The organism is Acetobacteroides hydrogenigenes, assembly GCF_004340205.1.
Taxonomy (GTDB): domain Bacteria; phylum Bacteroidota; class Bacteroidia; order Bacteroidales; family ZOR0009; genus Acetobacteroides; species Acetobacteroides hydrogenigenes.
Window position 1 is genome coordinate 58,361 of sequence record NZ_SLWB01000013.1, and the last position, 15,687, is coordinate 74,047.

At 47.1% G+C, this 15,687-nt stretch carries 10 protein-coding genes; 5 read left to right on the forward strand and 5 right to left on the reverse strand.

Annotated features, from left to right (window positions below):
• The first annotated feature begins 29 nt into the window (after positions 1-29).
• The 5 genes from trpD to trpS all read left to right on the forward strand — a co-directional run bounded on the left by trpD (position 30) and on the right by trpS (position 5,791).
• A complete protein-coding gene (trpD, locus tag CLV25_RS12300; protein WP_131839954.1) occupies positions 30-1,022 on the forward strand; it encodes an anthranilate phosphoribosyltransferase in 993 nt (330 codons plus the stop codon).
• A 1-nt stretch (position 1,023) separates the two neighbouring features.
• Positions 1,024-1,845, forward strand: coding sequence for an indole-3-glycerol phosphate synthase TrpC (gene trpC, locus CLV25_RS12305; protein ID WP_131839955.1), 822 nt, complete (start codon positions 1,024-1,026; stop codon positions 1,843-1,845).
• Between the two features lie 24 nt (positions 1,846-1,869).
• The gene (locus CLV25_RS12310) at positions 1,870-3,705 is read left to right on the forward strand and encodes a bifunctional phosphoribosylanthranilate isomerase/tryptophan synthase subunit beta (RefSeq protein WP_131839956.1); all 1,836 of its coding nucleotides are present in this window, start codon (positions 1,870-1,872) and stop codon (positions 3,703-3,705) included.
• 134 nt (positions 3,706-3,839) lie between these two features.
• A complete protein-coding gene (trpA, locus tag CLV25_RS12315) occupies positions 3,840-4,619 on the forward strand; it encodes a tryptophan synthase subunit alpha (RefSeq protein ID WP_131839957.1) in 780 nt (259 codons plus the stop codon).
• An 86-nt stretch (positions 4,620-4,705) separates the two neighbouring features.
• Positions 4,706-5,791 (forward strand): tryptophan--tRNA ligase, encoded by a 1,086-nt coding sequence (trpS, locus tag CLV25_RS12320; RefSeq protein WP_131839958.1) that lies wholly within the window; start codon positions 4,706-4,708, stop codon positions 5,789-5,791.
• Between the two features lie 365 nt (positions 5,792-6,156).
• Here trpS and CLV25_RS12325 read toward each other — a convergent pair whose 3' ends face one another.
• From CLV25_RS12325 to CLV25_RS12340, 5 genes are all read right to left on the reverse strand, one after another.
• Positions 6,157-8,163, reverse strand: coding sequence for a KUP/HAK/KT family potassium transporter (locus tag CLV25_RS12325; RefSeq protein WP_131839959.1), 2,007 nt, complete (start codon positions 8,161-8,163; stop codon positions 6,157-6,159).
• A 618-nt stretch (positions 8,164-8,781) separates the two neighbouring features.
• The gene (locus tag CLV25_RS15950) at positions 8,782-9,132 is read right to left on the reverse strand and encodes a hypothetical protein (protein WP_165877077.1); all 351 of its coding nucleotides are present in this window, start codon (positions 9,130-9,132) and stop codon (positions 8,782-8,784) included.
• 483 nt (positions 9,133-9,615) lie between these two features.
• Entirely contained in the window at positions 9,616-12,234 is a 2,619-nt protein-coding gene (locus CLV25_RS12330) for a valine--tRNA ligase (RefSeq protein ID WP_131839960.1), read from the reverse strand.
• A gap of 259 nt (positions 12,235-12,493) precedes the next feature.
• Positions 12,494-13,477 carry a hypothetical protein gene (locus CLV25_RS12335; protein ID WP_131839961.1) on the reverse strand — a complete coding sequence of 328 codons (984 nt, stop codon included), beginning with the start codon at positions 13,475-13,477 and terminating at the stop codon, positions 12,494-12,496.
• 268 nt (positions 13,478-13,745) lie between these two features.
• Positions 13,746-15,422 (reverse strand): DUF4153 domain-containing protein, encoded by a 1,677-nt coding sequence (locus CLV25_RS12340; RefSeq protein ID WP_207895667.1) that lies wholly within the window; start codon positions 15,420-15,422, stop codon positions 13,746-13,748.
• Positions 15,423-15,687: the final 265 nt, after the last annotated feature.

The window sequence follows — 15,687 nt, forward strand, 5'->3', positions numbered from 1 at the left end:
ACACCAATCAATCACAAATCGAAAACTCAATGAAAAGACTACTTACAAAACTCATAGAGCACCAAAAGTTAACCTTCAAAGAATCGAAGGAGCTTATGCTCAAGATTGCCCATAACGAAGCCAATGAGGCACAGATGGCGGCAGTGCTTACCGCATACGTAATGCGAAACATTACGATAGAGGAGCTACAAGGCTTTAGAAGCGCCCTAATGGAGCTGGCTTTACGAGTTAACCTAAACGATGGCAACGTAATAGACCTTTGCGGAACAGGTGGCGATGGCAAGAATACCTTTAACATATCTACCCTTTCGTCTTTTGTGGTTGCAGCTGCTGGCGTACCCGTGGCAAAGCATGGAAACTATGGGGTATCCTCCATTAGCGGTTCGTCGAATGTAATGGAGCAACTTGGCTACAAATTCTCTAACGACGAAGCAAAACTAAAGAATGAGATAGAAAATGCCGGGGTTTGCTTTATGCATGCGCCTCTTTTTCATCCGGCACTAAAGGCTATTGGTCCAACTCGTAGACAACTGGGCATTAAAACCTTCTTCAACCTGTTAGGTCCGCTAGTTAATCCTGCTGCCCCACAGTACCAGCTTAGCGGTGTATACAACGCCGAGGTTGGAAGAATATACTCGTACTTTCTTCAATCACAATGCAAGCAGTTTGCCGTAGTGTACTCGCTGGATGGTTACGATGAAGTGTCGTTAACATCGCCAATTAAGCACTTTAGCCAGCAAGGCGAAACGCTTATCAACTTCGAAGATTTTGGCTTTAGCACCCTATCGGCTAACGATATTACAGGAGGAGCGACCATCGAGGAATCTGCAAAGATATTTATGGATGTCCTTAGCGGTAAGGGAAGCAAGGCTCAAAATGATGTGATAGTAGCCAATTCCGCAATAGCAATTAGCTGCTATAACTCTAACAAAAGTCTCTTGGAAAGCGTTGAAGTTGCTAGAGAGGTTCTTGTTTCGGGTAAGGCATTAAGTACATTCAATAAATTGATTAGCATTCAGTAACATGAGCATACTTAAAGAAATAGTAGCCAACAAGCAGCATGAGGTATCCCAGCGCAAGCGCGCTGTATCTCTGCTCGAATTGGAGTCGATGCCCAACTTTACGAAAGAGTGCCTATCGTTTAAGGAGCACCTTTTGAATCCTGAGAAGTTGGGGATAATTGCCGAGTTTAAGCGCAAATCTCCCTCCAAAGGAATTATTAATGCTAATGCTGATGTAAAGGATGTTACGGCTGGATATCAGGCAGGAGGCGCGAGCACACTTTCTGTTTTAACCGAAATAGACTACTTCAATGGCTCTGATATTGACTTGGCTGAAGCGAAAAGCGTTACCTCAGTTCCTATTATCCGAAAAGACTTTGTTGTAGATATCTTTCAAATTGCTGAATCGAAGGCTCTTGGTGCTGATGCTATTCTTTTAATTGCTGAGGTTCTTGAAAAGGAGCAGATGAGCGAATACCTCGCCTACGCTCACGAAATTGGGCTTCAGGCGCTCATTGAGGTACATGGCGAGTCTGACCTCGAGAAGCTACCATCGGCGGCACAGATTATTGGCATTAACAACCGTAATCTCAACACGTTCGATGTTAACCTAAGCCATTCTGCCAACATGCTAAACCTACTGCCAAAGAATGTGGTGAAGGTTGCAGAAAGCGGAATTGCATCAGTGGAAGATTATTTGCCCCTCAAACAAATAGGTTTTGACGCATTTCTTATTGGCGAATTCTTTATGCGCAACCACAATCCAGGCGAAGCCTGCCTTAACTTCACAAACGCCATAAGAGGCGCAATTACGGCAGCAAAAGGCAAACCTTCGGGATTGTAGCATTTCAGCAAGAAAAGTAGAAATATGGGCACGAAAAGGATATATACTGCGAATTTTCAACTTAAGGTTTGCGGCATAACGCAAGCAGAGAATGCTATTGAGGTTGCCAAGCTTAACCCAACGATGATGGGCTTTATCCTTTACCCTAAATCGAAAAGATGTGTGAGCCTTGAGCAAGCAAACAGCATTGCTGATTTGCTTCCTAAGCATATAAAGAAGGTTGCGGTAGTAGTAAATGAGCCGTTAGAAAAGGTAATACAACTAGCTGAAAGCACATTGTTTGACTTCATTCAGCTACACGGGAACGAGAGCCCTGAATATTGCCAAACTGTGAGCAAGCACATACACGTTATTAAGGCTTTTGGTATAGAAAAACAGCTGCCTGACAATCTCGAAGAGTATGCCAATTGCTGCACCTACTTTCTCTTCGACACCAAGACAGAGAATTTTGGAGGAGCAGGAAAACAGTTTGATCATAAAATACTTGATAGCTACCATTTGAACGTGCCATTTCTCCTTAGCGGTGGCATCGATTTAGATAGTATTGATAGAATACTTACCTACAGCAACAAGCAGCTTGCAGGTATAGATGTAAATAGCAGGTACGAGGATGAACCTGGAATAAAAAACATAGAGAAGTTGAGCAACTTAATAAAAAGACTACGACCAATGATAAAGAAGGTAAGCAAAGAGGGTTACTACGGTAACTATGGAGGTGCATACATCCCTGAGATGCTGCAAAAGAATGTTTCGGAACTAGCAGAGAACTACCAACGAATAATAGATGACCCTTCGTTTATCGAAGATTTCCAATCGCTTTTAAAGGATTACGTTGGAAGACCAACTCCGCTATTCCATGCAAAGAAGCTTTCGGCAAAGTACGGCTACAAAATCTACCTAAAGCGCGAGGATTTATGCCATACTGGATCACATAAGCTCAACAACGTAATTGGGCAGGCGCTGCTCGCCAAGCGTTTGGGAAAGAAGAAGATTATTGCCGAAACAGGTGCAGGTCAGCACGGGGTGGCATCGGCAACCGTGGCAGCGCTACTCGGCATGGAGTGTACCGTTTTCATGGGTGAAGTAGACATACAGCGACAGTATCCTAACGTTATGCGCATGAAGATGCTAGGTGCAACGGTAATACCAGCAACTTCGGGCACGAAAACCCTTAAGGATGCCTGCAACGAGGCTATCCGTTACTGGATATCGCACACCGAGGATACCCACTACCTAATTGGATCTGCAATCGGACCACATCCCTATCCCGATATGGTTGCACAGTTCCAGTCTGTTATTAGCGAGGAGATCGCGAAGCAGCTGCAAGAAAAGGAAGGCAGAAGCTATCCTGATGCCGTAATTGCATGCGTTGGAGGTGGAAGCAATGCAGTTGGCGCCTTCTACCACTTTATCGATGACGAAAGGGTTGAGCTATACGGTGCCGAAGCTGGTGGCTGTGGCGCCGATACCGACGAGACTGCCGCTACGCTAACCATCGGCACCGATGGAATTATCCACGGAACAAGAACCATCCTTATGCAAACCGAGGATGGACAGGTATGCGATGCTCACTCTATTTCGGCAGGGCTGGATTACCCCGGCGTAGGTCCGCTGCATGCGCACCTGCATAGCATTAAACGTGGCACCTACCTTCCTATTACCGATCAGGAGGCGCTAGATGCGGCATTCGAGCTTACCCGCGAGGAAGGAATTATCCCCGCACTAGAATCTTCGCATGCGCTTGCCCTTCTTCCTAAGCTAAAGATGAAGCCAACCGACATTGTGGTGGTTAACCTTTCGGGAAGAGGCGACAAGGATATGCAAACGTACATCGACCTGATGAATTCGGGAAAGAAATAGGATTGTACATCAAGGGTATCACGACACACTACACACGTATCACGAAAACCGAACAAAACGACTCAATAGGTTATCTAAAAATTGGCGTAAGCCTCGTGATACTTGATACGTGATACCATAAAAAGGAAGTCAACATGAATAGAATACAGAGCCTATTTGCCAATAAAAAGAGAGGAATCCTGTCGGTTTACTTTACGGCAGGATACCCCAACCTTAACGATACAGTTCCAACCCTCGAAGCCTTCGAAAAGCATGGGGTTGACATGGTGGAGCTGGGCATACCCTACTCCGATCCTTTAGCTGATGGTCCCACCATTCAGGAGTCGTCGACCATTGCAATTCGTAACGGGATGCGTATTGAGGTGCTACTAAGCCAGCTTAAGGAAGTTCGCCAAAAGGTGAGCATCCCCATTGTGCTGATGAGCTACTTCAACCCAACCTACCTTTACGGATTCGAGCGCTTCTGCAAGCAAGCATCGGAGGCGGGTGTCGATGGGCTTATTATCCCCGATTTGCCCGCTTACGAGTACGAAACTACCTACAAGCCGATTGTTGAGCGATACAACCTATCGTTTAACATGCTCATCACCTCCGATACGCCCGACGAGCGAATCAGAAAGATCGATGAGCTTACCAACGGCTTCATCTACATGGTTAGCTCGGCGGCAACTACCGGTGGCACATCGAGCATGTCCGACGCCCAGATGGACTACTTTAAGCGAGTATCGGAAATGAAGATGAACAACCCCTTAATGGTTGGATTTGGGGTGCACAACCAGCAGACATTCGCCGAGGCAACCACCTACTGCAACGGAGCCATAATTGGCAGCGCCTTTATCCGTGCGCAGAAAAACGGCGAAGATGTTGATACAACCGTAAAAAAGTTTGTTTCATCAATTACAGGCAATCAATAATACCGGGAAGTTTGAAGATTTATTTCTTGAAGCCCTCTACTTTTGTTAAATTTGAGCCTTTCATTGAAAAATAATAGCGACCAGCAATGGAGAATAACGATAAAATGGAGTACGGCACCTACGAAGCGGCCGTTGAAAAAAGCAACAAGCTCGAAAAGGACATCATTGCAAATCCTTTAAACTACCGAGTTCTAACAGGCGATAGGCCCACAGGAAAGCTGCACATAGGCCACCTATTTGGCTCTTTACAGAACCGTGTTCGGCTACAGGGGCTTGGCGTTCCTACGTTTATTGTAATTGCCGACTACCAGGTGCTCACCGACCGTAACACCTTCGAGCAAATTTCGCAGAACGTAAAGGAGCTAACCATCGACTACCTGGCAGCAGGGCTCGACCCTGAAAAGGGACGTACCGTGATATTCCCACACAGCCACGTGCCCGAGCTCAACCAGCTGCTCCTGCCCTTCCTTACGCTGGTATCGAACGCCGAGCTTAACCGCAACCCTACCGTTAAGGAGGAGATTCAGGCATCGGGACAGAAGAGCATTAACGCAGGAATGTACACCTACCCTGTTCACCAGGCGGCAGATATCCTGTTCTGCAAGGGAAATGTTGTTCCGGTAGGAAAAGACCAGCTGCCCCACCTGGAGCTTACCCGTACCATTGCCCGTCGCTTCAACGAGCGCTTTGCCGGTGGTCAGATTATCTTCCCCGAGCCACAGCCGCTGCTGAGCAAGGCTACCATGATCCTTGGTCTCGACGGTTCTCAAAAGATGAGCAAGAGCCGCAACAACGCCATCATGCTTTCGGCAACCGAGGATGAAACCGCACAGCTCATCAAGCGTGCAAAAACCGACTCCGAGCGCCTGATAACCTTCGAGCCTGAGCGCCGTCCGGAAGTGGCAAACCTGCTTAACCTTATCTCCCTATCTACCGGAGAAGCGCCAGAGGCAATTGCAGCGCGCATTGGCGAAGGCGGTGGCGGTATGCTTAAGAAGATGCTTACCGAAAGCTTGAACGACTACCTGCGTCCGCACCGCGAAAGGCGCAAGCAGCTCGAGGCCGACCCTGAGTATATCCGCGAGGTGCTACGCCACGGTATCAGCCAAGCCAGAGAGATTGCTAGCCAAACCCTTTCGGAGGTTCGCAAGGCAATGAATATGGAAATCTAGAAAATGACGTTTAGTTAAGCACATCGCTTAATCAAGGCTGTCATGCCGGGCTTGTCCCGGCATCTAAATTAGAATCCAATAGATTCTAAAAAGGCCCCCGCTTCTCGGGATTTCCGCTTCGTTCCAACCTTCGGGCAATTTTCAGATCCCGTGACAAGCACGGGATGACACTCCGAGGGTAAGTAAATCCCTAACTAAACAACATTGATATCCTGAATAGATAGTAAAATACCCCATATAAAAAAGGCTGTCCCGTAAAGGACAGCCTTTTTTATTTTGCATACATGAGTTCAACATACTCTATATGGCTAGCAAAAGGTACAAATCTCCCTCTTTTAACATTATCTTCTTACGTCTAACTGACGCTAAAAGCTATTCCCCACCGCGTCTTTAGTGCTACCAGCGCACTGCTCATCTTCCTCCAAAACTTCGGCACAGCGGCGCATAATGCGCTTCGACCTTATGTCGGTGTTCAAAGGAATAGCATCTACGTATACGTTGCTGGTGTCCATGCCGAGCGCCTTCCAATCCGGAATGCTCATCTTGCGGAGCACGCTGTAAATTTGCATAACAAACTTCTGATGGGTCGTAAAGTCGTGGTCGTTGTTAACAATACGGTCGATAAACACGTACTTAAAGTCGCCCATAATGTCGTGGTTGCGGAGCGACTGGTATCGGCTGATAATGTCCACCTCGTTATTCTTAACCATATCCTCGATCACCTGGCGGAAGTAGATGCCAATCTTGGGCTCAACCTTAAATCCGAGTCGAAGATCGACCTTGTAGATCTTACCCTCGTCGAACGTGGTTACCTTATACTCGAAAACATCCGGCTCGTCGAGCACATCGACATGTAGGAGCCAGTAAACGTCGGCACGCTTAGGCTGCTTGTTGATGATCGAGTAGATGATCTTCGATTCGATTTCATCGGTATTATTTGCCTTAGTGATGTAAACCAAATGGGTTGCATACTTGGGGATGGTTTTATCCAACGAGATATCGTGAAGCAGCGGGATGTACTGCTTTATCTTGATAAACAACAGGAAGCTGTTCTTAATCTTGCGCCCGTTAAACCACACGTACATGATGGTAATAAAGACCAACGCCATAACCACCGAGAACCATCCGCCATGCATAAACTTGGTTACGTTGGCAAAAAGGAATACGCCCTCAATCGATAGGAAAACGAACAGGAATAGGCCAATGAAGAGCGGATTTGCCTTTTTGAAGCGAAGCCACATCGACATCAGAATCGTTGTCGAAAGCATCGTGATGGTTATGGCCAACCCGTAGGCGGCCTCCATGCGGCTGGAGCTGCCGAAGTATACCACCACAAACAGGCAGAACGCCCACAGCATCCAGTTGATGGATGGAACGTACACCTGCCCCTTAACATCCGAGGGGTAGCGCAGCTTCTGGCGCGGCCAAAAGCGGAGCGACATGGCCTCGCTGATCAGCGTAAACGAGCCGCTAATCAACGCCTGACTGGCAATTACGGCCGCCGAAGTAGACATGATGATACCCGGGATGATAAACCAGCTGGGCATTAGCGAGTAAAAGATGCTCGAAACCTTATTAAAGCTCTCGGGATGCTCCAAAACCCAAGCACCCTGCCCCATGTAGTTTAGGATCAGCGTAACCTTGACAAATAGCCACGACCAGCGGATGTTCTTTACCCCTACGTGCCCCATATCGGAGTAGAGCGCCTCGGCTCCGGTGGTTGCCAGGAATACCGCCCCCATTAGTAGGATTGCTCCCGGATAGTCGCGAAGCAGAATATAGCCGTAGTAGGGGTTTATTGACTTTAGAACGGATGGATGCTGAACGATTTGGCTCACGCCCAGTACGGCCAGCATCATAAACCAGCAGAACATGATTGGGCCAAACGACTTGCCCAGAAACTTGGTGCCAAACTGCTGCAGCATGAACAGCGCGGTAATAATCCCGATCACGATTGGAATTACGGGCAGCTTATCGTTGACCACCGAAAGCCCTTCGACCGCCGTGGTAACGGTAATCGCAGGGGTAATGATGCCATCGGCCAAAAGCGCGCTGCCGCCAATAAGCGCCAGCAGGTAGGCTTTTGGCACCCTACGACGAATAAGCGCAAACAGCGAAAAGATGCCGCCTTCGCCCTTGTTGTCGGCCTTTAGCGTAAAGGTTACGTACTTAATCGTGGTTAATACCGTAAGCGTCCAAATTACCAGCGATATTGCCCCGTAGATGTACTCGGGCTTTAGAACCGTCAAGCCGCTTGTAATGGCCTTAAAGGTGTACAGCGGCGATGTTCCGATGTCGCCATAAACAATACCCAACGTAATTATTAAGCCGGAAAGGGAAAGCTTAATACCGTGATTTTTCTGAGAACTCATATATATCGATTTCCAAAATGTGGCGCGTTGCTGCAGGATTCTATTTTCGAAAAAAGCTTGCGAAGGTATGCTGAAAACGCATCCCGTTGTTCTCCCATTAAAATCTATATAGGAGTGCTTAGTACTTATTAACGGCTAAAGGACAATACGCCATCCAAAGAGTCGGTTATGCCGCTTTTCGTAGGATACGACCTGGTGATTTGATGCTGATTTCAGGCCCTATAACGAATAGAATGGGTAATAGCAGCTGCTATTACAGCTCGCTGATGGCTCCATTCAACCACTACGTGGTTGTTTATTCCCCTAATCCTATCTCCCCCGAGTTTCACTCGGGGCTAATCACATTGAAGCCCTTAAGGGCTTCTGGTAGCAGCAAAGGGGTGTATGCCTTATTCCTACCTTCAATTTATGCAACACATCGGTTGCTGAGATATAATCCTGAAAGGATTGAATACGAATAGCCCCGCATGCAATGCGGGGGAATTATGCACCATACGACAACAACCGCGAAGCGGTTGAATAGCGGGTGTGAAGTAGAACCTACCGTCAAAAAGCGTTATAGAGCCCGATTTCGTCTATGTCAAGCTTAATTTCAGAAGCGCCAAACCCGATTTCGGCTCAGCCAAGCACGATTTCATCAATGCCAGTCGAGATTTCTTTACTGCCGATACCGATTTCGGAAGCGTCACACTTCATTTCTTCATGGTCAAGCTTCATTTCGTCGATGTCAATGTCGATTTCGGAACCGCCAAGCTTCATTTCGGAGGCGCCAATGTTTATTTCGGAACCGCCAAGCTTCATTTCTTTGCCGCCACATGTCATTGCGTCAGCGCCACATGTCATTGCGTCATGGTCAAGCTTCATTTCGGAGGCGTCAATGTTGATTTCGGAACCGCCAAGTTTCATTTCGTTGCCGTCACATGTCATTGCGTCAGCGTCACATGTCATTGCGTCATGATCAAGCTTCATTTCGGAGGCGCCAATGTTGATTTCGGAGCAGTCATGCTTCATTTCGCTACCGCCACATGTCATTGCGGAACCGCCAAGCTTGATTTCGGTTCGGTCACAGTCAATTTCGTTGCTGTTACAGAGTCTGCCTATTCAATAGAACGTAATGCAATACCGCATGAATTCGATATAAGAGGTTAATGCTATACGCAAAGGATGCACAGAGCGTACTCCCCTCCTTTTCAAGGAGGGGTCGGCGGAGCCGGGGGTGGTTGTGGATGAATAATCACAATTAGGCTATTGCTGTAACTATTAAGCAGACATAACCACCCCGCCCTTCGGGCACCCCTCCTTAAAAAGGAGGGGAATCGCGCTGATTGTACCTTATGCTAAACGAATAAACCCGTATACCAAACATTCAATGCTTACACCATATCAACGTTAAACAAAAATCCCCCAAACGTACACGTCCGGGGGATTTCGAGTAGATATTAGTAAAATCGCTTACTTCAGCTGCGCGATTTGTGCTTCTAGTGCGGCAATCTTAGCCTCGGCATCGGCTTGCTTCTTGCGCTCGCCGTTTACCACCGCTTCGGGTGCGCTGTTCACGAACTTCTCGTTCGAGAGCTTCTTCATTACCGAATTAAGGAAGCCCTTGGTGTAGTCGAGCTCGGCGGTTAGCTTCTTTAGCTCCTCCTCCACGTCGAGCTTATCGCCTAGCGGCACAAAGAACTCGGTGGTCTTTACAAGGAACGACGATGCGCCATCAACCTTAACGTCGGTAGCCTTTACCTCGGTTAGGTTGCCCAGCTTAACGATTAGGCTGATAACCGCAGGGTTCATCTCACCGTTGTAAAACAGTTCAAGGCTATCCTTTTGTGGAATGTTCTTATCCTTGCGGATGGTACGCAGGTTGGCAATCACCTCCTTGGCAAATTCAACATCGGCAATTAGCTGCTCGTTGTACTCGCCAACGGTAGGCATCTGTGCCATCATGATGCTCTCGCCATCCTTACGCTCTGCCAGGTAATGCCAAATCTCCTCGGTGATGAACGGCATAAACGGATGAAGCAGCTTAAGCATCTTATCGAAGATCTCGAGCGTAGCCTCGTAGGTCTTTGCATCGATTGGCGAACCGTATGCTGGCTTAACCAGCTCCAGATACCAAGCCGAGAACTCGTCCCAGAATAGCTTGTACACCTGCATCAGCGCCTCAGAGATGCGGAAGCTGGCAAACTGCTCGTCGATCTCCTTGATGCTGCGGTTAAGCATGCTGTTGAACCACTCTACGGTAACCTTTGCAGATTCTGGCTGAGCGATGTTGGCGTCTACATTCCATCCCTGTACAAGGCGGAACGCGTTCCATATCTTGTTTCCGAAGTTACGTCCTTGCTCTGGCATCGAATCGTCGTATGGCAGGTCGTTACCCGCTGGCGACGATAGCAGCATACCTAGGCGAACGCCATCGGCTCCATATTTTGCAATAAGATCGAGCGGATCGGGCGAGTTACCCAACGACTTCGACATCTTGCGGCCTAGCTTATCGCGAACGATACCGGTTAGGTACACGTTCTTGAATGGCATCTTACCCTCCCACTCGTAGCCTGCAATAATCATACGGGCTACCCAGAAGAATAGGATCTCTGGCGCGGTTACAAGGTCGTTGGTTGGGTAGTAGTACTTGATATCGGCATTCTCTGGATCGGTCAACCCGTCGAATACCGAAATTGGCCATAGCCATGACGAGAACCAGGTGTCGAGTACATCCTCGTCCTGACGAAGATCGGCCATGGTTAGGTTGGCGTTGCCACTCTTAGCCTTAGCCAGCTCTAATGCCTCAGCCTCAGTTTCAGCAACTACATATCCACCCTGTGGAAGGTAGTAGGCAGGAATACGGTGTCCCCACCAAAGCTGACGCGATACGCACCAGTCCTTCACGTTCTCCATCCAGTGGCGGTAGGTGTTCTTGAACTTCGCAGGGTGAAGCACAATCTCGTCGTTCATTACGGCATCAAGTGCAGGCTTCGAAAGCTGCTCCATCTTTAGGAACCACTGCATCGAAAGCTTTGGCTCGATAACCGCATCGGTACGCTCGGAGTAGCCCACCTTGTTGGTGTAGTCCTCCACCTTCTCCATTAGTCCGGCAGCCTCTAGGTCGATGGAAATCTGCTTACGAACGTCGAAGCGATCCTGACCAACGTAAAGGATGCCCTTCTCGTTGATGGTTCCGTTATCGTTGAAGATATCAATAACCTCTAGGTTGAACTTCTCGCCCAGCATGTAGTCGTTTACGTCGTGTGCAGGCGTTACCTTAAGCGCACCTGTACCAAACTCCATATCTACATACTCGTCTTCGATGATGGGCACCGCACGGTTTACCAGCGGAACAATCACCTTCTTACCCTTAAGCGAGGTAAAGCGAGGGTCGTTGGGGTTAACGCATACGGCGGTATCGCCAAGGATGGTCTCCGGACGGGTGGTTGCCACAACGATGTACTTATCCTCGCCCTCTACGAAGTAGCGTAGGTAGTACAGCTTGCTTTGAACCTCCTTGTAGATTACCTCCTCGTCGGATAGCGCGGTTTGCGCCGATGGGTCCCAGTTTACCATGCGAACGCCGCGGTAAATAAGCCCCTTATTATATAGGTCTACGAATACCTTTAGAACACTTTCCGAAAGTTTTGGGTCCATGGTAAAGCGGGTACGATCCCAATCGCACGATGCGCCCAGTTTCTTAAGCTGCTCGAGGATGATGCCCCCGTGCTTCTCCTTCCACTCCCAAGCATGCTCTAGGAACTTTTCGCGGGTAAGGCTCGACTTCTCGATGCCCTCTGCACGAAGCTTAGCCACCACCTTTGCCTCGGTTGCAATAGAGGCATGGTCGGTTCCTGGAACCCAGCACGCGTTCTTGCCCATCATGCGGGCGCGACGGACCAGTACATCCTGAATGGTATTGTTAAGCATGTGCCCCATGTGCAGCACGCCGGTGACGTTTGGTGGAGGAATGACGACGGTGTAAGGCTCGCGCTCATCTGGAACCGAACGGAAGAAGCCCTTATCCATCCAGTACCTGTACCATTTGTCCTCTGTCTCTACAGGATTGTACTTTGCTGGGATTTCCATAAAACTTTAATTTTTCTCTTAAATTAATTGGCAAGCGGCAAATATAGCAAAAATAGGGTTTTAACACAGCCACAATCTACCCCTTTGCCTATTGTTATAGATGATTAGCTGATGGAAGAGGAATTCATGATGATACAATAACAGAAGAGTTGCTAATTATTCTGATTAAAGGATTAGCGTGGTTTATCACGACCATCGACCATAATGCACAGCGGTCATAAAAACCCGCAGTTGCCCCAACGCTTAGTTTTATAATTAACTAGTTAATTAGCGATACCCATTCCACTAAAGAATATATTAAAAGTACTTTTTTATGAAGTTCTATTCTAAATATTGAACCACCACCATTAAGTTCTCCGTAATAGCAACCTGTATCAATGAAACCAATAGAGCCATTATGTAAAAGTAAACTCCAGCACTCTTTATCAGTGTTATTTTGATAATGCGTAAAAATTTGAAGTATACTGTCAAGGGATAGTTCGGGATCAACTAACGACCTATAGTTTTTTTTTAGTCGAATGGCTGCTAATTGTAAACCACCCATGAATTCTGCCGTTCGTGTAGAAAAAGTGATTCCAAGAGGCCTCTCTTCCTTATAAGTTAAAACTTCGTTATGTCGATCTAGTTTTGACTTATCAAAGTAAGGACTTCCTATGCTTTTCAATGCCAGAAGAACTAAACAGCAGTTAGCATTGCAATCCATATATGGACGCTTAAGATTGTAGCTATTTCTGTCACTTCTCATTGTCTTTCCCCTTTTGTACGATTCAAGATATTCTAAGGATTTTTTTGCCCATTCTTCGTAACATTCAATCAATAATTTTTCCAATTTAGAATCAGTAATGCGCATAAAAGCCCCCAAAATCCATCTTGAGGTTGAAGGCAATCCGAAATTCTCATCTGGTTTATACGTTTTTATCTGCTTGTTTCTCTTTTCGAGATATACTAGCATGGCATCATTTACTTTAGTTGGATTGCCCATTGAAACAGCATAATCACAAAGAAAATTTTCCTGCAAATAGGAAACATCAGCATCTAGAGTCATAGCGACCAAACTATCAGCAACAGGTTCATCAATAAAATAAACTGGGAATTTCACAGCAATTGCTAATGCAGAATCAACCCCTTTTACTCTTGCGATATTTAATAACTCGTGAGTATGAAATATTTTCAAATTTTGAGCAATACAATTTTCAAATGCTAAAATGACTAGAAGCAATAAAAGAAACTTGTTTTTATTCATAGATGTCTATTTAGATTGGTATTTCAACAAATAGTTCAACTGTACTATCAATGTACTGTTCCTAAAGTATACAATTATTAACTTCATTCAAAATAAACCTATTTACTGTTGGTTGTAAGGCTGTTTCAGAACAAAAAATCAGCCGCTTGTAGCAGCAATAAAAGGAGAAAAACAGTAGAGGCGTTGCACTGCAACGCCTCTTTCATATAACAATGATCTCCGTGCAATCCGCGAAATCCATCCAATCCGTGATTCCGACAATGTGAAGTTATCGCAACAGAATACCGTACAACTCAACGTCCTCCACCTTATATGGGTCTTCGCTAACGTTGTAGCGGTTTACTAAGGCTACCCCTCCGGGTATTTCTATCTGGTAGAGGAGTCGTTGCTGCTGTTCGGTTAGCTGCGTACCATCCTCCTGGGCATCGCGAAGGCTAACGCCTGCTTTGGCGAGCTGCGCCTTAAGCAGCGAGTCTTTATTGGCGGTAAAGACTACCTTACTGTTGTGGTAGATTTCCAACTTTACTCCATTGTCTTGGTAGTAATCCCCATTTTTGGAGTATGCTTTAAGGATTACCATAGTCCTATAGCCTTGAATATCTAATGCGGACTTTGGGTTCACCAGCGAGCTTACCCGATAGCTACGATCGGATGATTCGTTAGCCATGGCGTAGTTTGCCGAGGTAATGATATCTTCGAGTTGGTACGTGTCCTTTACCCCTAGGTGCTTTGCGGTGTAATCCTTATCGGCGTTGTTGCTGATGTAGCGGAACGAAGAGGTTAGCGTGCCAATAACCTCTCGGTTTTGGGGCGTATTGGCAAGCGGCTTAAACCTTACCGAGCCATCGAGTTTGGTATAGCCTAGCGTAGCAAGTGCCTTCTCGAATCGGTGCTGCTGCGACTTTATGCCCAACGTTTTTGCCGACATAAATGGAATGTAGGTAAACGCAGATAGCACCACGATTACCCCAAGCGAGAGGTACAGGTAGCGGCCCAGCTTGTTGCTGATAAGCACCAGCGAGGTCACGGTTAAAAAGGCTCCGCCAATCAGCAGGTAGATGCGATCTTCGGTAAAGCCGTACTCGTTTACGCGGTATATCGTTCCAATCCAAAAGAGCACCAAGGCGGGCAGCACAAAGTACGAAAGGTTACGGTACAGCCATCCGAAGTAATCCTTCGACAGCAGGTACGAAACCATTTTGAGCAGGTAGGCGGCAATCCCGAATCCGAACACCATGTAGGCCACATTTCCCTTAGGCAGCTCCCACTGAAGCGCCACCTTAACGAAGTAGGCGTAGAATATCAGCATGTAGACAATAATGGCCGGCGTAAGGATGTAGTTAAAGAGTATCTCGGTAAACCTATTCTTAAGCGTAAGCCTTAGGCTATTGTCGTTGAAGGCGAGGAACAGGATTGGGAAAAACCCGAGCCAAATAAGCACTGCAATACTCTCGATATCCTTCCCGCTGCTTTGCAGGTCGAAAAGGTAGTGTAGGCTCAGCTTTACCGATACGGTTAGCAGGAATACCACCCCGGCTACGAAGCCAGCGAATAGTAGCGCAACAGCGTTGTTGAGCACGTTCTCGGCAAAGCGCTCGTTGTCGCGGTAAAGCGGAAACGAGAGGTACGCCAGCGTTACGCATCCCATCGCTACAACGTAGTAGCTGCCGCTGGGCTCGACGTTGAAAAGGACAAAAGCGGCCAGCGAAAGCAACGATACCGCATAGTACGCCCATCGACTCGGATGGTTAACGGTAAGCTTATTGGCGATGTTGGTTAGCAGAAAAAGCATCGGATAGTAGAACGTTCGGTACTCTCCGTACCTCGTTGTGTAGATGCTTGTAATCCCAATTCCAACGGCTACTGCAGCCAGAATACACTCCATTGGATTTCCCTTCGCTGCATTTACCAGCGCTTGGGCAACCTTTGCGATCCTTTGTTTCATCATAGTTGCTGATGTTTTTAGGTGAGAAACAACCGCTAAATATAGCTTTTTATGCATAAGCTTTTACGGCCATTGAAAGGCTGAATCACGGATTATTCGGATTTAGGGATTGTACGGAGGGGGTTATCCGCATCAAAATGGTTGTGCCCATAAGTGATAGCCTCCAATATGGGCTGGCTAACTACGCTTATACGTTTAATTGCGCTCTGGAAACCGCTCCTCGCATTTGAAGCTGCTTCTTTTGAAAAAAATTCGAATGCTTTAG